General features: G+C 58.9%; 18 protein-coding genes and 2 pseudogenes. 13 read left to right on the top strand and 7 right to left on the bottom strand.

Going from position 1 to position 19174, the window contains the following annotated elements; translation table 11 throughout:
* Positions 1-12 precede the first annotated feature (12 nt).
* Complete coding sequence (locus AC1DJO_RS27285; protein ID WP_477973911.1) at positions 13-213, top strand: hypothetical protein; 201 nt, start codon at positions 13-15, stop codon at positions 211-213.
* Entirely contained in the window at positions 200-436 is a 237-nt protein-coding gene (locus AC1DJO_RS27280; protein ID WP_112444679.1) for a hypothetical protein, read from the top strand. Before AC1DJO_RS27285 ends, AC1DJO_RS27280 begins: the two co-directional genes overlap by 14 nt.
* Here AC1DJO_RS27280 and AC1DJO_RS27275 read toward each other — a convergent pair.
* Positions 394-1011 (bottom strand): DUF72 domain-containing protein, encoded by a 618-nt coding sequence (locus AC1DJO_RS27275; RefSeq protein ID WP_477973923.1) that lies wholly within the window; start codon positions 1009-1011, stop codon positions 394-396. The genes AC1DJO_RS27280 and AC1DJO_RS27275 overlap by 43 nt on opposite strands.
* Before the next feature lie 241 nt (positions 1012-1252).
* Here AC1DJO_RS27275 and AC1DJO_RS27270 point away from each other — a divergent pair, with 241 nt between their 5' ends.
* The gene (locus AC1DJO_RS27270; RefSeq protein ID WP_442208075.1) at positions 1253-1468 is read left to right on the top strand and encodes a DUF3072 domain-containing protein; all 216 of its coding nucleotides are present in this window, start codon (positions 1253-1255) and stop codon (positions 1466-1468) included.
* A gap of 102 nt (positions 1469-1570) precedes the next feature.
* Entirely contained in the window at positions 1571-1846 is a 276-nt protein-coding gene (locus tag AC1DJO_RS27265) for a hypothetical protein (RefSeq protein ID WP_442208074.1), read from the top strand.
* Here the strand turns inward: AC1DJO_RS27265 and AC1DJO_RS27260 are convergent.
* Positions 1836-2045: pseudogene (locus AC1DJO_RS27260) on the bottom strand (SMC-Scp complex subunit ScpB); the annotation flags it as partial. The gene AC1DJO_RS27265 and the pseudogene AC1DJO_RS27260 sit on opposite strands and share 11 nt — an antisense overlap.
* On the opposite strand from AC1DJO_RS27260, the gene AC1DJO_RS27255 reads away from it, so the two are divergent.
* The 4 genes and pseudogenes from AC1DJO_RS27255 to AC1DJO_RS27240 all read left to right on the top strand — a co-directional run bounded on the left by AC1DJO_RS27255 (position 2018) and on the right by AC1DJO_RS27240 (position 5406).
* The gene (locus AC1DJO_RS27255; protein WP_442208073.1) at positions 2018-2152 is read left to right on the top strand and encodes an alpha-hydroxy-acid oxidizing protein; all 135 of its coding nucleotides are present in this window, start codon (positions 2018-2020) and stop codon (positions 2150-2152) included. The pseudogene AC1DJO_RS27260 and the gene AC1DJO_RS27255 overlap by 28 nt on opposite strands.
* Positions 2153-2514: 362 nt before the next feature.
* On the top strand, positions 2515-3108 hold the full coding sequence (locus AC1DJO_RS27250) for a DUF6088 family protein (protein WP_442208332.1): 594 nt from the start codon (positions 2515-2517) through the stop codon (positions 3106-3108).
* Positions 3101-4113, top strand: a pseudogene (locus AC1DJO_RS27245) (nucleotidyl transferase AbiEii/AbiGii toxin family protein). The gene AC1DJO_RS27250 and the pseudogene AC1DJO_RS27245 overlap by 8 nt, the downstream one beginning before the upstream one ends.
* A 342-nt stretch (positions 4114-4455) precedes the next feature.
* On the top strand, positions 4456-5406 hold the full coding sequence (locus tag AC1DJO_RS27240) for a HEPN domain-containing protein (protein WP_477973910.1): 951 nt from the start codon (positions 4456-4458) through the stop codon (positions 5404-5406).
* A gap of 349 nt (positions 5407-5755) precedes the next feature.
* On the opposite strand, the gene AC1DJO_RS27235 is transcribed toward AC1DJO_RS27240, so the two are convergent.
* Genes AC1DJO_RS27235 through AC1DJO_RS27225 form a run of 3 tightly spaced genes read right to left on the bottom strand, consistent with a single transcriptional unit; the run spans position 5756 to position 10065 of the window.
* Positions 5756-6808, bottom strand: coding sequence for an ABC transporter ATP-binding protein (locus tag AC1DJO_RS27235; RefSeq protein ID WP_477973909.1), 1053 nt, complete (start codon positions 6806-6808; stop codon positions 5756-5758).
* Positions 6809-6826: 18 nt separating this feature from the next.
* Positions 6827-8980 (bottom strand): ABC transporter permease, encoded by a 2154-nt coding sequence (locus AC1DJO_RS27230; protein WP_477973908.1) that lies wholly within the window; start codon positions 8978-8980, stop codon positions 6827-6829.
* Between the two features lie 56 nt (positions 8981-9036).
* Entirely contained in the window at positions 9037-10065 is a 1029-nt protein-coding gene (locus AC1DJO_RS27225) for an ABC transporter substrate-binding protein (protein WP_477973907.1), read from the bottom strand.
* Positions 10066-10305: 240 nt separating this feature from the next.
* On the opposite strand from AC1DJO_RS27225, the gene AC1DJO_RS27220 reads away from it, so the two are divergent.
* From AC1DJO_RS27220 to AC1DJO_RS27210, 3 genes are read left to right on the top strand one after another with little or no spacing between them, the layout of a single operon-like run.
* Positions 10306-11034: a response regulator gene (locus AC1DJO_RS27220; protein WP_477973906.1), complete on the top strand. Its 729-nt coding sequence runs from the start codon at positions 10306-10308 to the stop codon at positions 11032-11034.
* A complete protein-coding gene (locus tag AC1DJO_RS27215) occupies positions 11031-13496 on the top strand; it encodes a sensor histidine kinase (RefSeq protein WP_477973905.1) in 2466 nt (821 codons plus the stop codon). Before AC1DJO_RS27220 ends, AC1DJO_RS27215 begins: the two co-directional genes overlap by 4 nt.
* The gene (locus tag AC1DJO_RS27210) at positions 13489-14121 is read left to right on the top strand and encodes an HAD family hydrolase (RefSeq protein ID WP_477973904.1); all 633 of its coding nucleotides are present in this window, start codon (positions 13489-13491) and stop codon (positions 14119-14121) included. Before AC1DJO_RS27215 ends, AC1DJO_RS27210 begins: the two co-directional genes overlap by 8 nt.
* Positions 14122-14511: 390 nt before the next feature.
* On the opposite strand, the gene AC1DJO_RS27205 is transcribed toward AC1DJO_RS27210, so the two are convergent.
* On the bottom strand, positions 14512-14952 hold the full coding sequence (locus AC1DJO_RS27205; RefSeq protein WP_477973903.1) for a winged helix-turn-helix transcriptional regulator: 441 nt from the start codon (positions 14950-14952) through the stop codon (positions 14512-14514).
* A gap of 145 nt (positions 14953-15097) precedes the next feature.
* On the opposite strand from AC1DJO_RS27205, the gene AC1DJO_RS27200 reads away from it, so the two are divergent.
* Both AC1DJO_RS27200 and AC1DJO_RS27195 read left to right on the top strand, forming a co-directional pair.
* On the top strand, positions 15098-16015 hold the full coding sequence (locus AC1DJO_RS27200; RefSeq protein ID WP_477973902.1) for an alpha/beta hydrolase fold domain-containing protein: 918 nt from the start codon (positions 15098-15100) through the stop codon (positions 16013-16015).
* A 59-nt stretch (positions 16016-16074) separates the two neighbouring features.
* On the top strand, positions 16075-16839 hold the full coding sequence (locus AC1DJO_RS27195) for an SDR family NAD(P)-dependent oxidoreductase (protein ID WP_477973901.1): 765 nt from the start codon (positions 16075-16077) through the stop codon (positions 16837-16839).
* Between the two features lie 83 nt (positions 16840-16922).
* On the opposite strand, the gene AC1DJO_RS27190 is transcribed toward AC1DJO_RS27195, so the two are convergent.
* Complete coding sequence (locus AC1DJO_RS27190) at positions 16923-19154, bottom strand: NADP-dependent malic enzyme (RefSeq protein WP_477973922.1); 2232 nt, start codon at positions 19152-19154, stop codon at positions 16923-16925.
* Positions 19155-19174: the final 20 nt, after the last annotated feature.

The raw sequence follows: 19174 nt of genomic DNA, 5'->3' as shown, positions 1-19174 counted from the left end.
ATGGGAGTCGAGATGACAAAACGGGAAAAGCTGCCGGAGACCGCTCCGGCTGAAACAGATGATGCCCGCTCTGTAGAGAGCCCAGAGGCCGATCGAAACCGCCACGCTCTGGCGCAAGGAGCGGCCAAAGGACTGCACCGGGCGATGAAAGAGCAACCCCGCACAGGAGAAACGGCGGAGGCTCAGGAGGAACCTGAACATGGAAAAAAATAAAAAGTCATCAAAGGCAGAGATCGAGCGAGACGCAAGGGGTCAGTCGGAAAGCAACCATGCCGGAGGATCCAACAATGGTGTGAGTAGCGCCAAGCCCCGCGTCATCACGCATTCAGATGACGCGACCGTCAACAAGAAGACGCCGGGCAAGGATGAAGACGCCAAGGACTGGGATATCAACTACGACGAACGTGACATGAACGAGGGCGAGTTTCGGGGGTAATGGCCGAGCATGGTCAGCGCGTTTTCGATGGCGGCCCCTGAGGCCGTATTGTCGAACACGCACCAGCTCTCCGGCGCCAGCAATTTTGAGAAAGACGCGATCTCGTCGTCGGTATAGCTCGAGTAGTAGATTTTTGGCTTGCCGTGCAGACGCACGTACTTCGGCTGTCTTTCAAAGTCTTCCGCTGGCCATACCGGGGCCGGATTGGCAAAAACCCGATCGATCGCGAAGTTCTTCAGCAGGTTCAACGCCTCGGCCGATGCCCAGCTCTTGTGGCGCGCTTCTATGACGATCCGTTCGTCATCGGCATCCCGTAAGGTTTTGAGTGCGGTTTCGAGAACATGTGCATCGAACACCAGCGACGGCGGTACCTGGCAGAGCAGCGGCCCGCGTTTCTCTCCGAGCGGTGCGATATCAGCAAGGAACGTGTCGAACGGCTCGGCAATGTCTTTCATAGCGCGGGTGTGGGAAATCTCCTTGGGGATCTTGACCGCGAACCGAAAGCTGTCCGGGACGGAGTCCGCCCAGCGCGCGAATGTCGATGTCTTGTGCCGCCGGTAGAAGGTCGAATTGATCTCGACGCCGTCGAAGACCGAGGCGTATCTGGTAAGGCCACTTCCCTCCGTTCCAAACCGGTCGCCCGCCTTTTCGGGATGGACCAGGCGGCGGTGGCAACAATCGGCAATCGTCTTCTCCTAGGTGTGCAAATTTACGAGCGAAACGATGGGTAGAATAGGTGGTTTCTTGCGCCGATCCAGCCCACACCGGAACCATCAACAGCCAAGAACGTTTGAAGAACGAATTCAGGAGATTGTGATGAGTGACAACCCGAAAACCGATACCTTTTCCAACACCCAGAAAGATCCGGACGACTGGGTCAGCGGTGATGAGCCGATGACGGGCGCACAGCGCTCCTACTTGAAGACCCTGTCGGAACAGGCGCATCAACCCGATGCGTATGCTGAAGATCTGACGAAGGCAGAAGCCTCGAAGCGCATCGACGAGCTTAAGCAGTCGCTTGACCTGGAATGACGTATCAACCGGTGGCACATCAAACTCCCGGCGATGGAAGCTCATGCGGAACTTTTGTGCACTGCAGCACTTATTAATCGTCAACCGCGAAAGGACGCGACTATGTCAGACCTGAAGCTTGGTGAACCGATCCCGACAGGCATTCCCGGTAGTGAACCGGTCAGCACGGAAGTACAAGATGCCGCCGAGGCGGTCGTCCGGCCGTTCGAGCGGTCAATCGGCGGCATGACGGCTGGCTACTCCGACAGCCCTTTGTTCGATCAATTGCTTCTGTTTCCAATGAAGCTCGGCCTGTCCATGGCACTTGCCTGGACGGCGATGCTCGTTAGCCCGATTGCGATGACAAAACGGCTGCAGACGACCGGGGTCACTCAATAAAGGACGTTTCTTCGTCCGTCTCGCTGTCGCCGCCTTTCGAGGTGGCGATTTCGTTTTGAACCGCATGTCGGCTGAGCAGGCCTGCGTCCTCAAGCGCTTCGATGTTTGGCAGGTCGGGGAGCGTTTCCATGCCGAAGGCGGAAAGGAAATTCGGCGTCGTCACGTAGGTGTATGGCGCACCGGGTGTTGGGCTGCGTGGGCGTTGCGAAGGCGGCTGGGATCTTGAAGACTGAACTTCATCGGAATATGGCGTTGCTTGGCGTCACATCAATCGGTGGGATCGGTGACGAACATATCGTGGCTTAGGGCCGATCGTTTTTATGTCAAAGGCAATGGACCGGTCCTTCGACCTGATCGCCGCGCTCATGAGGCACCGGAAACACGCTGTCCCTTTCACCCGGGCTGGCAAGATCGGCCAAAAAGTCGAACAGTCGCTGGGCCACGAGATGGTACCACCTCCCCTTTGCGCTGGATCGCCGTGGATGCTCATCATCGACGCCGTCATCAACACTCGGCGCTGGCGCTCGAACAGTGACGGCCGGACGACGGCATTGACGATCTCGGTCTCGTCTTCGAGCGTCAGGAACATCAGGCGGCCCTTAGAAGACGGAAGTCACCACATTGCAAAGTGTCAGAAAACTGCATATATTTCTGACAGGAGAGTTGCCGTGCAAAGACTGACAACACAGATCATGGCCTATGCCGAACAGCTACCCGAGGGAACGGCGCTGTCCGCGAAGGCCTTCCTGCATTTGGGAAACCGTGCCGCGGTAGACCAGGCATTGTCGCGGCTGTATGAGCGCGGCGAGCTCGTCCGGGCCGGTCGGGGGGTCTATCTCAAGGCGATCAAGAGTCGCTTCGGAAGCCGGCCACCGACGGTCGAGCAAGCTGTCGATGCAATCGCGAACCAGCGTGGCGAGGTCATCGTCTCGAATGGCGCTGCGGCTGCAAACTCGCTGGGGCTGTCCACTCAGGTACCGATCCGATCCGTCTACTTCACATCCGGCCGCAGCCGAACCATGATTGTCGGTAGCCAGACGGTCGAGTTGAAGCACGTGCCGCGCTGGCAGCTCGCCTTGGCGAACAAACCTGCCGGCTTGGCTGTCCGCGCGCTGGCATGGCTTGGTCCGGAAAAGGCAGAAGAGGCACTTCCGAGTATCAAGCGGAAGCTTTCCGTCGAGGCATTCGGCGAACTCGTTGCCGCCGCCCCCCAGTTTCCCAGCTGGCTTGCCCGCAGTGTAGGAAAAGCCGCCTATGACTGAGCAGTTTTTGAAGCTGTCCCTGGACGATCGAAGAGACGTTCTTGCGATCGCCGCAGAGAAAGCCGGGCGGCCGATCCATCTCCTGGAAAAGGACACGTGGGTCGTCTGGGCTTTGCAGACCCTTTATGGAACGGCGCTCGGTGACCACCTCGTCTTCAAAGGCGGCACGTCACTCTATAAAGCCTACAACGCCATCCGCAGGTTTTCGGAAGATGTCGACCTGACCTACGATATCCGCGAACTCGCCCATGATCTCGTTGGCGAGAACGAGCAGGCATTGCCGGAAACCAGAAGCGAGGAAAAGCGCTGGTCGAGCGAAGTCCGCAAGCGTTTACCGATCTGGGTATCCGAGAACGTCAGCCCGCTCGTTGTCGATGCGATCAGCGGCCAGTCGCTTCCAGCCACCGTCCGTGTCGAAGCCGACAAGCTCTTCATCGACTACGAAGCGGTTGCCGGAGGATCCGGCTATGTCGCTCCAAGCGTCATGCTGGAGTTCGGGGCACGATCGACGGGAGAACCCCAAGCGCTCGCAACATCTCGTGTGACGCTGCAGGCTTTGTGGATGGCATTGAGTTTCCAACCGCCAGTCCGCGGGTCATGCATGCCGAACGCACGTTTTGGGAAAAAGCGACGGCAATCCACGTCTTCTGCCTGAAGGAGCGGCTCCGCGGAGAGCGCTTTTCACGCCACTGGCACGATATCGTTCGTCTTGACGATATCGGCATCGCCGACAGCGCAATCGCGGATCGCGACCTGGCCAAGTCGGTGGCGCAGCACAAATCGATGTTTTTCGCCGAGAAAGCGGCCGACAGAACGTCGATTGACTATGAAGCTGGCGTGGGCGGAGGGCTGCAGTTGACACCCGCCGGCGAAGGGAGGGCGGCTCTCGAACAAGACTATGCCCGGATGCTGGAAGACGGCCTTCTTCTCGATGAGGCTGAGACGTTCGACGAACTGCTCGCGCGATGCGCGAAAATCCAAGACAAGGCCAATGCCAACGGCTGAGAAAAGCGTCCACGATCGCGGGAAGCTAACGGAAATGACCATTCCCGCGATGGCCGGCCCATGATTTTCAACCGCTACGCCACCTATAGGCCCGGTTTCTTCCCGTCTGCTTCCTTTCGGAAGATGGAAGCTCCGGCTAAGCGAAATTCGTCATTCATTTTCACTGCAATCACAGACTTCCCCAAACGCTGAAATTGATGCTTTCCCTGAAAGCCGACCCGTCGCTGGAATGACCCCTCGGACTGCTCATACAAATCAAATGCCCCCGGGATAATCTAGGGTTGTCTTTATGAATCATGTGCGTAAAAGATAATGATGCGAAATGCCAGCGGAGCGCCTACCATGGATGACGCGATTCCCAGTGAAGGCTTCGATGCAGCTTTGACCTTGACCGATCCCCTCGATCATCTGCCGGCGAACAAGCGCCGCGAACTCGCCCGCGTGCTTGAAATCATCTTCTTCGAGGTCGAGCAGTTTCGCGCGACCAAGCTGTCGATGAAGAAGTTGGACGCCAAGATCCTGAAAGTCATCCTTTATGGATCCTATGCCCGCGGCGACTGGATGGAGGACAGGCTAAGCGGATACCGCTCCGATTACGATCTTCTGATTGTCGTCAACAAGCAGAGCTTCGTCGACGAGGAGGAATTGTGGCTTGCTCTCGATGAGCGTCTGATCCAGGAGCAGATCGCCCATAGGATCAAGACGCCCGTTCTGCCCGTTGTTCATTCGCTGCATGACGTCAACGACCAACTTGCTCGCGGACGGCCGTTCTTCGTCGACATCGCTCGCGATGGACGCGTGCTCTATGAGCAGCCCGGCCATCCGCTGGCGCAGACGAGGCCCCTGTCGAAGGAAGAAAAACACGAAGAGGCCCAGCGGCATTTCGATCAATGGTTCAAGCTGTCGAAGGAGGCGCTGCAAGTCGCATCTTACAGCATTGAGAATGGTATCTGGCGTGACGGCGCATTCATGCTGCACCAGGCAACTGAGCGCGCTTATCACTGCCTGCTTCTGACCCTCACGCTCTACAGTCCAAAATCGCATCGGATCAAAAATCTTCGGTCGAAAGCCGAAGATCTCGATAAGCGGCTTGTCGAGGCATGGCCGCGCGACAACCGCTTTGCCCGGCGCCACTTCGAGCTGCTGTCGCGTGCCTATGTCGAAGCCCGGTATTCTGCCAGCTACGAGATCACCGTCGAAGAACTCGAATGGCTCGTGGAGCGAGTGAGGGTTCTGCAGGATCTGGTGGCTATGATCTGCCGGGAGAAATTGGATGCGGTGAAGCATAGCTAAAGTTAGGTGCGCGGCAGGCTATTCGTCCTAGTGGTGTTGATGTTCTAGAGACGGAACGATCGGTCCTCAGCTGGATTTTCCTATTCGCGATTGTTCACGCTGGGTAGCAGGCCTGTAGCCCATTCGGGATCGAAAGCCGCGTCGCATGGTATCAACCACCACGCTATTATGGAACTCATCGATTGTGGCATAACGTTATTTTATGGAACTCTGAAGGCGTCTGCAAATTAGCAAGTCGGGCGTGCCACCGACAAGGCCTAGCCGGACCCGGCGGCCGATGTGATTGAAATTATAGCTTGTGGCATCGATATCCGCCTCAAATTTACTAGTGACAAGCCTGCTTGAGAAGTTAAGCGGATACCAGGCGCAAGTCCTCAGCTTCCCACGCGACATGAACGCGATCCCCCTTTGTGAAAGGCTTTCCAGTTGGCGGCAAGATGGCGAAAATCTCCCCGGCCTCCGTTGCCAGCGTGTATTGAATGCAGTTGCCCAGATAGGCGGCGTAGGAGACTTCGGCTGGTATAGATCCGTCTGAAGCGCTTGCAGAAAGCCGGACCTGGTGCGGTCGCAGCACCAGTTTCGCAGAACCGTTTAGTTCCGTAGCCCTTGGAAGCTTGAAGGTGCGATCCAGCAGACGGATAGATGTTTCCTCACCAGCAGGGGCTATCTCAACATCCAAGAGATTGGCGTCACCAATGAAGTCCGCGATGAATGACGACGCCGGCTGCTCGTAGAGATCGCGCGGGGTGCCTGCCTGGGCAATTTCCGCTTTGTTCATGACGATGATCCGGTCGGAAACGGCCATCGCTTCTTCCTGGTCATGGGTCACATAGACGGCTGTTAACCCCAAGCGCTGCTGGATCTGCCTGATTTCTTCACGCACGTGCCGGCGAAGCTTCGCGTCGAGATTCGAAAGCGGCTCGTCAAGCAAAAGGACTTCGGGCTCGAGCACGATCGCACGAGCCACGGCAACGCGTTGCTGCTGGCCGCCAGAAAGCTCGGACGGCAGTCTGCCTCCAAAGCCCTTGAGGCCAACCATTTCAAGTCCGGCTTCAGCCCGTGCTTTGGCCTCTGCTTTCGGAACGCGTTTAACGGAAAGACCGTAAGCGACATTGTCCAATACAGTCATATGCGGGAACAGCGCATAGGATTGGAAGACCATGGAGACACGCCGGTAGGTGGCGGAAAGTTGGGTCACATCCTCTCCACCGATCAGTATCCGGCCATCGGACGCACTCTCCAGTCCGGCGATCAACCGCAAGGTTGTCGTCTTGCCACAGCCAGATGGACCGAGCAGAGTGCAAAGCGTGCCGGGTTCGATTTCCAAGGAGAGCGGCTTGAGGGCCACGACTTCGCCATAGCGCTTGGTGACGGATTCGAAGCGAACGGAACCTTTGGTCATAATTTTAGCCCTTGTATATCAAGCCGCGACCCGGTTAGTCCGGCGCAGGCGACGTCGACCGATGATTGCCTGAAGCGCCAGAATGGCCGCCAGCATGGTCACGATGAGGATTGTGGAATATGCGATCGCGATCCCGAACTCGTTGTTCTCGACCCGGCCGACGATGAAGCTCGTCGCCATGTTGTAACGAGCCGATACGAGGAAGATGACCGCGGATACGGAGGTGATCGCTCGAACGAAGCTGTAAGTGATCGCCGCCAGGATCGCGGGGCCCATCAGCGGGAGGATGACGCGACGAAGCGTCGTGAAACTATTGGCACCTAGCATGACGGAAGCTTCATCGAGGGACTTGTCGAGCTGGCTCATGGCGGCGATGCCGCCACGCACGCCCACCGGCATGTTTCGGAAGACGAAGACGAGGATAAGAATGATGCCCGTCCCAGTCAGTTCGATTGGCGGGAAATTGAATGCCATCACGTAAGCCACGCCGATCACGGTCCCGGGAATAGCGAAGGACAGCATTGTCGCAAACTCGAATGCATCACGCCCCGCGAACCGCTGACGCACAAGCAGGTAGGCCGTTGCAAGGCCGACTGCTGCGGTCAGCGGCGCCGAGATTGCAGCGATTGTCAGGGTCGTGAAGTAACTGTCCCACGCAGAGCCGACAAAATGAATGCCGTTGCGGACCACCACGCGAAATGCCACCGCATAATGCTCTACGGTGAAGGTGTGGTTGTAGCCCCAGAGCTTCACGAAGCTGCCGAAGACAATCAGGAGGTAAAGCACGACCGTAAATGCTGCCCACGGCAGAGCGGTCAGGTAGCAGGCCCATTTCAGGCCGAGATTGAGGCTCGCGTGCTGGCCGTTGTCGGCTTTTCCGGTGACCGTCGCATAGCTTTTCTTCCCAAGCCATGTGCGTTGGGCGATGAAAGCTCCAAGGGTCATCGCGAGTAGGATCATCGATAGAATGGCCGCCTTGGCGGGATCGGCAACTGTTCCGACGATGGCAAAATAGATCTCGGTGGATAGGACGTTGAAGTTACCCCCGAGCACGAGTGGATTGCCGAAATCAGCGAGGCTTTCGATGAAGCCGAGCAGGAAGGCGTTGGCGAGACCCGGCCGCATGAGCGGGAATGAAACACGACGAAACGTCTGCCAACGATTGGCGTCGAGCGTCTGGCTGGCTTCTTCCATGGACGGACTGATGCCCTCAACGACACCGATTAGGACCAGAAAGGCGATCGGCGTGAATGAGAGCACCTGTGCGAGCCACACGCCCCAAAACCCATAGAGCCAGCGGGTTTTTTCCATGCCAAATGCGTCTGCCAGGAACACCGTGACAGTGCCGGTACGGCCGAAAAGCAGGATGAGTGCGAGACCGATGACGAAAGGAGGCGTGATGATCGGAAGTACGGTCAGGACTCGAAGCAGTTTCTTGGCCGGAAAGGCTGTTCGCGTGAAAATCAGGGCAAAAGCCAGCCCCAGGGTGGTCGTGCAAAGCCCTGTGAGCAGCGCAAGCGCAAGGGAATTGACTGCCGGTCCGCAATAAGAGCGCCCAGTCAGACATTGCAGCGACCAGGTGCCGGAATCGAACAATCTCGGGAAAAATTCCGATACGCCAAATGCAGCGCCACCGCGCAGCTCGAACGCCTGAACGAAAATGAACGCCATCGGGTAGAAGACGAACACACCGACGAGGGCCAGGACGAGGCCGACGACGCCGGTGACAAAAGCATCCCCCCGTCCCTTTCCAAGCGCCGAGATACCCGTTGTCGTCACGAAGAGCAGCGATAGCGCGACAACACATGCACCGGCGCCCATGGCTTGCTGGGACATGTCGCCCAGGATGTCGAACCGAGACCCCTGGCGCAGAATGAGCAGGCCCTGAGCGGCGAGGAGCGACAGGCCGAGTGCGCCGGCGGTGACTGTTCCACGCGCCTGACGAGCCGCGGGCGACTTGAAGAAGGTCATGACGAGCGCGGCAAGCAGCGCCAGTCCGGGGGCCAGAAGCCAGAACCGTCCGGCCAGAATTTGCGTCAGTCCGGAAGCGCCTTGATTGCCGAGATCGCTTATCCAACCCAGGGACCAGAAGCCTCCTGGCACGATATACCAGGGCAGCAGGACGAATCCCGCCAACCCCACGGAGGCCCATAGCCTTGTGGTGCGTGTCATTTTATCGATTCCTGAAAAGGGATGACCCGCGCAAGAAGCGCGGGTCTGGAGGGGGCTTACTTTTCGACGGCGCCGCCAGCGCCCTTCACGTCCTTTTCCCAACGCGCGAGCAGGCGCTCGCGTGTCTCGGACGCTCCGTAAGTCGCGAAGTTGTAGTCGATCAGCTTGACCGAAGCCATGGAAGGCGCATCTGGATCCGTCTTCGAGTCAGGATTGGAAGGAATGTTGTAGACGCCAGCCTCGAGACCAGCCGACTGGCCCTTCGCCGAGATGACGTATTCAACCCACTTCTTTGCCGCGTCGAGGTTAGGAGTGCCTTTTACGACGGAAACTGCGCCGAGTTCATAGCCTGTCCCCTCGCAGGGAGCGACGATCTCGACCGGGAAGCCATCTTTCTTCAGCTTGACCATGTCGTGCATGAAGCCGATCCCGATCGCGGTCTCGCCGCGGGCGGCCGCCTTGGCAGGTGCAGAGCCGGACTTTGTGTATTGGTTGACGTTGGCACCGATCTCGGCGAGCAGCTTATAGGCCTCCTCTTCGCCGAAGAGCTGAACCAGCGTCGCTAGCTCCGTGTAGGCCGTGCCCGAGGAATTCGGGTTTGCGACCTGGATCTCACCCTTGTATTCAGCCTTGGCCAGATCGCGCCAGCAAGCCGGTGCAGGGATCTTCTTTTCCTTGAGGACATCCCGATTGTAGATGAAGCCGAGCAGCCCGACATGCACGCCGATGGCACGGCCGCCGGTCATCTCGGTCATGTTGCGAGCCCAGCCCAACAGGCCTGAGACATCGACGCCCGTCGCTACCGTGAGATCTTCGTTCGCAGCGATAATGTGAGGGTCACCGGTACCGCCCCACCAGACGTCGAATTTCGGATTTCCCTTCTCGGCCCGCAACTGGGCCAGAACTTCGCCCGTCGATTTGCGCACCATGGCAGCGTCGATACCGGTGTCGATCTTGAAGTTCTCCGCCATCAGGTCGCACCAGGCCTGCTCGTTCGAGCAGACGACGTTCAACTGCTCCGCCTTTGCGGAATGTGCGGAAATAAGGGCTACGAGCGCCACTGCGCTCAGCGCGATTGTCTTCATGGTATCCTCCCTAGACATGCCGGATTACTCAAGTCCGACTGTAAAGAACGTGCCACACGACGAACGAGGAATACCATTCCAGCTTGATTAACAGCACTTCATATCCTGCATGACTTGATGAACAATATTACAAACAGCTGTTTTTGCGGTCATAAACGACACGCGATATTTGTGGTCGCTACGCCAGGTATACGGCATGATGAGAATGCGGCAGGGGGAGAGTCTGCCGAGGGAGGTTTGATGTCTTCTGTGGCGCCTGTGGTGGGGCCAGTCGTCGCGATCGTCGATGACGATAGTGAGCTGAGAGAGTCCATTGCCACGCTTTTGCATGAAAACGGCTTCGATCCGGTCCCGGTTGCCGACAGTGCTGGCTTTTTCGCCGCTGCTGCCAGCCGGACGATAGACCTCGCCATGATCGACCTAAGGCTCCAGGGAGAAAGCGGGTTGAGCCTGGCTATTCGCATACGGGAACGGATGGGGCTGCCCATTGTCATGCTCACCGGGCGCGGCGACGAGACAGACAAGATTATCGGGCTGGAGACCGGCGCCGACGATTACATTATGAAGCCATTCAATCCGCGAGAACTCGTTGCGCGCCTTCGCGCCGTCTTGAGAAGAAGCGGACACGCTGGAATTGCTGTTCCCGACCGTAGCCAAAGTCATATCAGGTCTTTCGGTCGTTTCCGGCTTGACCAGAGCCGCAGAGAGCTGGTCGGCCCGGACGGGATTGATATCCCGCTCACCAATGCAGAATATCGAATGCTCGAATACTTCCTTCGCAATCCGGACCAGATAATCCCGCGGACCGATCTCCTCCGCGAACTCGGCAGTGACCTGTCACAATATATGGACCGTACGATCGATGTGCTGATCATGCGCCTTCGTCGGAAAATAGAGCCTGTACCCGCCAAACCGATCCACCTTCAAACTCGCCGCGGCTACGGCTACATTTTCGTTACGAACGCATGATCGCAACCCGCACCTCCGTCCGAGCGCGCCTGCTTGCCTCACTCCTTGCGCTCTCCGTCGCAACACTTGTCGTAGGTGGCACGAGTTGGCTGACGCTGAGCCTGGCGAACTCCAGGCTTGATCATCTGCACGATGTCACCCTCAGGTCTGCCGAACAGGCCCTGGCATTGTCGCGCCGAGCGTCGGACCTCGCGACGAAAGCCCCTTACCTGCTGACCCTTCCAAGTCCATTTCGGATCCGCCAGCAGGCTGACGAGGCCAACCGGACAGTCACCGAGATCCTCGCCAGCGTCCCACCCGATGACAACTACATGGTCGATAGCCTGAAGGATCTGTCGCGGAACATTGACAGATTGGCTGAGGTTGCCGGCGAACGCGCAGCCCTCACTGACAAGATTTTGCGCATTAACGCCGAAGTCGCCACGTTGGAGCGGCGTTATTCGGATAGCGCACGGGAGCTCGGCAAGTCCTTGTCCGAAGCCCATGCATGGCTGGACTTGCAGCGCATGGCAGGCACGCTGATCGGCGCAGGACGCGCCGGCAATCTGGTGGCCGTCGGAGAATTCCAGCGCGAATTCCGGATGTTGAGCACGGGCTCAACTTTCCTCACATTTGCCGAAACCGCCGAACTGCGATCGCGGGCCGATGGCGCAAATGGATTGTTCGAGCTAAGGCGGCAGGAGCTTTCGCGACAGATTGATGGCGAAGCGGCACTTGACCGGATACGCGCTGGCGCCGAGGCGATCAGTTCTTATGCGGCACGGACAAGCGGCGCGGCTCAGGAGGACATTGCCCGTGAAAGGGACCGGACGCGATCATCGATCTGGTTAGCCAAAATCGTGATCTTGTTGGCCGGTCTTCTGAGTGCCGCCGTCGCAATAATGGCCGGGTACTTCGTATCGAACTACGTTACAGCAAACCTGCAGGCGATCTCTCATGCCATGTCTCGACTGGCGGTCGGTGACAGGTCCAGTCGTCTACCGCGCACCACCCATCCCGGCGATGAAATTGGCAAACTGTTCCATTCGTTCCGGGCCTTTCGAGCGAACGCACTTCGATTTGATCGATCAAACAGGCAGCTCGCCCAGCGAAATGCGCTGTTTCAGAACCTTTATGATGGCATGAGCGATGGTCTCGCGATCCTGTCGGAGACAGGTGCGCTTGTCGCTCGCAACACCAAGCTGGCGGCAGTGACTGGCCTAGCGTCGGCAAAGATGGGCGGCAAGCCGTCGATGAACAGTCTGCTCGATGAGGCCGGATGGACCCGTACGGACGGCACGGATGGCTTTTCCGAACTTCATCACCCAAATGGGCGCGTCCTGGAACTCCGTGAAAGCAATCTGGCGACAGGCGGCTCCATCATGCTCTTTTCAGACGCCTCCAAACGACGGGAACTGGAAGATCGGCTGAGGCAGGTACAGCGAACGGAGGTGCTGGGAAAAATCTCAGGCGAAGTCGCGCATGACTTCGGCAATATCCTCTCGACGATATCCACCAGTCTGTACTTGATGGAATCTGCCACGCAGGAGCGCCTGCCGGCATTACGTCATTCCATCGGCTCTGCACTGGAAGTGGGAACTTCCCTGACGCAACGGCTCCTGGCCTTCGCGCGCCGCTTGAACCTTGAGCCTGAGGTAGTGGACCTCAACGGGCTTGTGGCAGGCGTCGAGGATCTCATAGGTTTTGCGCTGTCCGAGGACATTGAGTTCAAAATATCGCTGGTTGACGAGCCACTTCTTGTCAGGGTGGATCCCGGCCAGATGGAGAGCGCTCTCCTGAACTTGTGCCTCAATGCCGGACAAGCGATCAGCGGACCAGGGCGCATCGCGATCCGGCTGTCCCTGACCCGTCCGAATACGGTTCAGATAGAGGTATCGGATACCGGCCGCGGGATGGCCCCGGACGTCCTCGCGCAGGCGACAGAACCGTTCTTTACAACCCGTTCAGACGGTACGGGAACCGGGCTCGGGTTGGCCATGGTGTACGGGTTCATTCGACAGTCGGGCGGCGATCTCGAAATTTCCTCGACTGTTGGTGAAGGCACGAATGTCCGCCTCCTCCTCCCGATTGCCTCGGATGTCGACATTCAGTTGCCGGCGTACGGGCGCGTGCTTCTTGCCGAAGACAATTCCGATGATGCCGCGCACGCGCTGAAGATCTTTTCCAGATCTGCGGTCGTCGAGACAAATTCGGCATCTGGAGCCCTGGATATCATTTCCTCGGTCGAACCATTCGACCTGGTCGTGACCGACTTTAACCTTCGCGGAGATGCAGCCGGGTGGAGGATTGCCGCCGCGGCACTCGAACGATGCGCAAAAACGCGGGTCATTGTCGTGTCGGGAAACCTGCCTTCCGGGGATCCGCTCTCCGGCCAATATTTCGACCGTATGTTCTGCCTCAAAAAGCCGATCTCGCCGTCAGCCATCTTGAACTGCCTTAAGGAAAGCCAAGCCGTTGATTGAACGCCCGAAAGCCCTGATCTTTGACTGTGACGGAACCCTTGCACTGACGGGCGATCTGCATTTCAATGCTTTTGAGAGGGCTTTTGCGCAACAATGTGCAATCATCGAACGCTCATTCTATGACGCAAGGACCGGACTTTCTCGGTACGCGCTCATCGATGATTGGAATCGCAATTCTCCCGTTCAGGTCGACCCTTCAAGGCTCCACGACGACAGTCTTGCAGAGGCGACAATGCTTGCCGCCGGAGGGTACGCGCGCGCAAACACGCCTGTCGCGAAACTCGCTCGCGCTTGGGGGCGAAGACCATCGGCGGTGGCATCCAATGGCGAGCGATCCGTCGTGAAAGCTACCCTGGAAGCCTGCGCGATACTTGAGTTTTTCGACGCGATCGTAACGGTCGAGGACGTCGCCGTGGGAAAACCAGACCCGGGAATGTTTCTGCTCGCAGCAGAACGTCTCCACACCTGGCCAGAAGATTGCCTTGTCCTCGAAGATAGCGAACAGGGTGTCGAAGCAGCGCGTCGTGCTGGTATGGATGTTCTCGATGTCAGGTCGTTTGCCGCACTTGTCGCCGTTCGGCGTCTGACCTCAGATCTTGAAACCACCGAGAGCGCTTCTCCCTAATGCAGTCAGCGCTGGGTGACGCAAGTCACAGGCTAGCAACCTCGGCCAGAAAGCAATGCGGATTGCGGCTGAACATCGAGCGGTGCACCGTCGAAGCTCGCTGCAACTTCAAACAAACCTATCCCTAAAACTGTAATAAGTAACATCAGCGCATATGGCGCATTATTGCCATCGAGGACGTAGAGCGATTTTTCCGAAGTGGCCAATCGGGCTTGGTCAATGTGCGGGGAAACATCGCTTACGATTAAGTATGCTCTTGAGTAGATTCGAACCGTTACCTCCCAAATCGGGGCTGCCCCAGGCGCGGATAAAATTCGACTTTGCGGCCACAACCGATCGCGCCAGCAGCCGGGTGACTTAACTTTTTTCGTCACTCGCATTGAGAGAGGCTCAGCGAACAACCGAGGCAATGTCCTGCGGACCGAGTTGGCGCCCATCGCTGGCTGTGACAGCTATGCGGGTGAGCGGTTCTCCGTCGCGCGCGTCCATGGTCCGCGTCATTGGTTCAGCGGGTGCGAACAGGTGCTCCGTGCCCCACTGTCCAAGGGCGATAATGACGGGAAACAAATTCTCTCCCTTTTCGGTCAACGCATACTCCGAATAGGCGCTGCCGTCAGACGCCGGTACGATTTCGAGGATGTTTTCAGCGACCAAAGTCTTGAGCCGAGTTGACAGGATGTTTTTCGCAAGCCCGAGGCTTCGCTCGAAGTCCTTGAAGCGCCTCATCCCGCCCAGAGCGTCGCGTATGATCAGCAACGACCACCAATCTCCGATTACGTCGAGCGAGCGGGCCACCGGGCAGGCTGCATCCCCGAGACTTTTCCTTTTCATCGTTTCCGTTTCCGTTCGTTTCAGCCCGCGCCACGGCCAAAGCCGGCGAAGCAGGAATTATCGCTGCGGACCATAAACCTACTTGCATCATTAAACCAGCCTTGTTAATTCTGGTTTCATTATTAAACCACGTGAGGATTAACCGATGCCCAGCGCCCAGCTTCTACAGATGGCGGATTTCTACGCGGATCTCGCCAGCCGATGGCCGGCCGATGACATCGCCCTGCAGCGCGACCTCGCCGAACGGCTTCATATGCTGGCGACCGAGCCGGAAGGCGTGACCTATGCCGAAGTGGATGCCGATGGCGTTCCAGCACTTTGGGCGATCCCCGTCGACAGCTCGCCTGACCATGTCCTGCTCCACAGTCATTCGGGCGGATCTGTCGTCAGCTCGATGTATATGGATCGCAAGGCGGTCGCCCATCTGGCAAAGGCGGCCGGCGCACGCGCCCTAATCGTCAACTACCGCCTCGCGCCGGAAAACAAGTTTCCTGCCCAACTCGATGACGTCGAAACTGCGTTCAACTGGCTGCTGAGCCAGGGATATGATGCTGCGAGCATCGCCAGCATCGGACATTCGATCGGCGGCAATTACGCGGTTAATCTGGCGCTGACGCTCGCGCGCAAGAATGCGACGAGGCCAGGCGCAGTGCTTTCCATGTCTCCCTGGTTCGACATGGAGATGAAGGGGGAGACGATCACGAGCCATGCCCATCTCGACAGACAGCTGACCCGCGATCAGCTTGCCGCTTTCAGCAACGAAATGCTTGATGGCACCGGGGTATCCAAGGCCGATCCGCGCATCAACCTGATGAAATCAGACCCCTCGGGACTGCCGCCGACGATGATCTACTACGGCGATCAGGAAATCCTGTCCGGCGAGGCGATCGAATTTGCCGGACGCGCCCGGACGTCTGGCGTGGATATCGAGCTTCGCGGGCTCTCCCATGGCCAGCACAATTTCATCCTCGGCGCCGGGCGGGTGCCGGAAATAGATGCCGCCATCGCCGAGATGGCAGGCTGGCTACGGTCGAAGATCGGCATTCCGCCGCATCGGGTATAGAGCGCCTCCCCGTCTTTCCTTCACGTTCGCAAGCAATTCACAAGCAAAGGGACTCATCCATGAGCAAGACTCTTTCGGGCAAGGTTGCCCTCGTTACCGGCGGTTCGCGCGGTCTTGGCGCCGCGACTGCAGCCGCCCTCGCAGACCGAGGTGCCGATGTCGCAATCACCTATGTCGCGTCCGCCGACAAGGCGGCCGCAGTCGTCGAAGGCCTCAAGGCCAAGGGCGTGCGGGCCATCGCCATCCGTGCAGACCAGGGCGATCCCGCTTCTGCAGAGCCATTGATGGCAGAGGTGATCTCGGCGTTCGGCAGGCTGGACATCCTTGTCAATAACGCGGCGATCGCTCTCCAGGGTAAGACCATCGACGATCCCGAGATCGACAACGACGCGATGGATCGGCAGTGGGCGATCAACACGATGGGGGTGATCGCCGCCATTCGCGCGGCCGTGAAGGTATTGCCCAATGGCGGCCGGATTATTTCGGTCGGCTCGGGCGTCGGCACCCGCATCGCCTTTCCGGGCCTCACGGATTACGCGGCAAGCAAGGCTGCGATTGTTGGTTACAGCAAAGGCGCTGCGCGTGACCTTGGCCCGCGCAACATCACCGTCAACGTCGTCCAGGCCGGCGTCATGGACACGGATATGGCGGCGGGCGTGCTCGGCTCCGTCGAACACCTGCCGCCCGCCTTCGAGCAGGCGCATGCGATCCCACGGGTGGCAGCCCTGAGCGAGGTGGCCGCAGCGATCGTCTTTCTAGCCGGCCCGGACACCGGTTTCGTCACCGGCTCGATCATCGACGTCAACGGCGGATTCACGGCGTGATTCATCTTTACCAAGCGACGGGCCTGCATCAAATAGAACAGGCGCGGCGGGAGGCCGCGCTACGTTCCAGTTCGGCTGCTTCATCATGATACTCGAGCTTGGTCAGCGGCGATTGCTGCCATATTGACGATGTCGCTGTCCTTGGCGCCCATCGAGGTGATCTGGACGGCCTTGTCGAGGCCGACGAGGATCGGGCCGATGACGGTGGAGCCGCCGAGTTCCTGCAGCATCTTGGTGCTGATGGAGGCCGAGTGGAAGGCTGGCATGACGAGGACATTGGCCGGGCCGGAGAGGCGGCAGAACGGATACTGTTCCATCGCCTTGCGGTTCAGCGCCACATCCGCCGACATTTCGCCGTCATACTCGAAATCGACGCGGCGCTTGTCGAGGATCTTCACCGCTTCGCGGACGCGCTCGGAGCGCTCACCCGAGGGGTGGCCGAAGGTGGAGTAGGCGAGCATGGCGACGCGCGGTTGGTAGCCCATGCGGCGGGCGAGACCGGCGGCTTCCTCGGCGATATCGGCCAGCTCTTCCGCTGTCGGCATGTCATGGACGGCGGTATCGGCAACGAAGACAGTGCGGCCACGGGCAAGCACCAGAGATACACCGATAACCCGGTGGCCCGGCTTCTCGTCGATACAGCGGCGGACGTCTTCCAGCGCCGTCGAGTAGTTGCGCGTAATCCCGGTCACCATGCCGTCGGCATCGCCGAGCGCTACCATGGTGGCCGCGAAATGGTTGCGGTCGTTGTGGATCAGGCGCTGGGCATCGCGATGCAGATAGCCCTTCCGCTGCAGGCGGGCATAGAGATAATCGATATAGGCCTCGACGCGGGTGGAGATGCGGGCATTGACGATCTCCAGACCGGGACGGTTGAGATCGATGCCGGCACGCTCGGCCGTCGCCTTGATCAGATCCTCGCGGCCAAGCAGGATTGCCGTGCCGAGCTGCTGGTTGGCGTAGGAGAGTGCGGCGCGCATCACCTGCTCTTCTTCCGCCTCGGCAAAGACGACACGCTTCGGACGTCGGCGGACGCGCTCGTAGAGGCTCGCCAGCGTCGAGGCGATCGGATCGCGGCGGGCGGAGAGCTCGCGGCGATAGCCGTCCATATCGGTGATAACCTTGCGGGCCACGCCGCTCTCAATCGCAGCTTCCGCGACTGCGGCCGGGATCGCCGAGATCAGCCGCGGATCGAAGGGTACCGGGATGATGTACTGCGCGCCGAAGCGCGGGCGATTGCCCTGATAGGCGGCAACGACATCGTCGGGCACATCTTCGCGGGCGAGACTGGCGAGCGCCTTGACGGCGGCAATCTTCATGTCGTCGTTGATCGTCGTGGCGCGAACATCGAGCGCGCCGCGGAAGATGTAGGGGAAGCCGAGGACGTTGTTGACCTGGTTCGGATAGTCCGAGCGGCCGGTCGCCATGATTGCGTCGTCGCGGATGCGGGCGACTTCTTCAGGCGTGATTTCAGGATCCGGGTTCGCCATCGCGAAAATGATCGGCCGGTCTGCCATCGAGCGGATCATGTCTTCCGAGAAGGCGCCCTTCTGCGACAGGCCGAAGACGACGTCGGCACCCTTCATCGCTTCTTTCAGCGTGCGGGCCTTGGTCTTGACGGCGTGGGCTGACTTCCATTGGTTCATGCCCTCGGTGCGGCCCTGGTAGATCACGCCCTTGGTGTCGCAGAGCACGATATTCTCGGGCGCAAAGCCCATCGCCTTGATGAGTTCGACGCAGGCGATCGCGGCCGCACCCGCACCATTGCAGACGAGCTTGGTGGTCTTGAGGTCGCGACCGGTCAGCTCCAGCGCGTTGATCAGGCCGGCGGCGGCGATGATTGCCGTGCCGTGCTGGTCGTCATGAAAGACCGGGATATCCATCAGCTCACGCAGGCGCTGCTCGATGATGAAACAGTCCGGCGCCTTGATATCTTCGAGATTGATGCCGCCGAAGGACGGGCCGAGGAAGCGGACGCAATTGATGAACTCGTCGACATTCTCGGTATCGACTTCAAGGTCGATGGAATCGACATCGGCGAAACGCTTGAAAAGGACCGACTTGCCTTCCATGACCGGCTTGGACGCCAAGGCGCCGAGATTACCGAGACCGAGAATGGCCGTACCGTTGGAAATGACGGCCACCATGTTGCCGCGCGTCGTGTAGTCGTAGGCAGTGGCGGGATCGGCGGCGATCGCCTTGACCGGAACGGCGACACCAGGCGAATAGGCCAATGAGAGATCACGCTGTGTCGCCATCGGCTTGGTTGGATTGACCTCGAGCTTGCCCGGCCGCCCCATAGAGTGGAAGTCCAGTGCTTCCCCTTGTCGGTGAT

The sequence above is a fragment of the Rhizobium sp. 05N430 genome, assembly GCF_056396985.1.
This window is presented reverse-complemented; position numbering and strand designations above follow the sequence as displayed.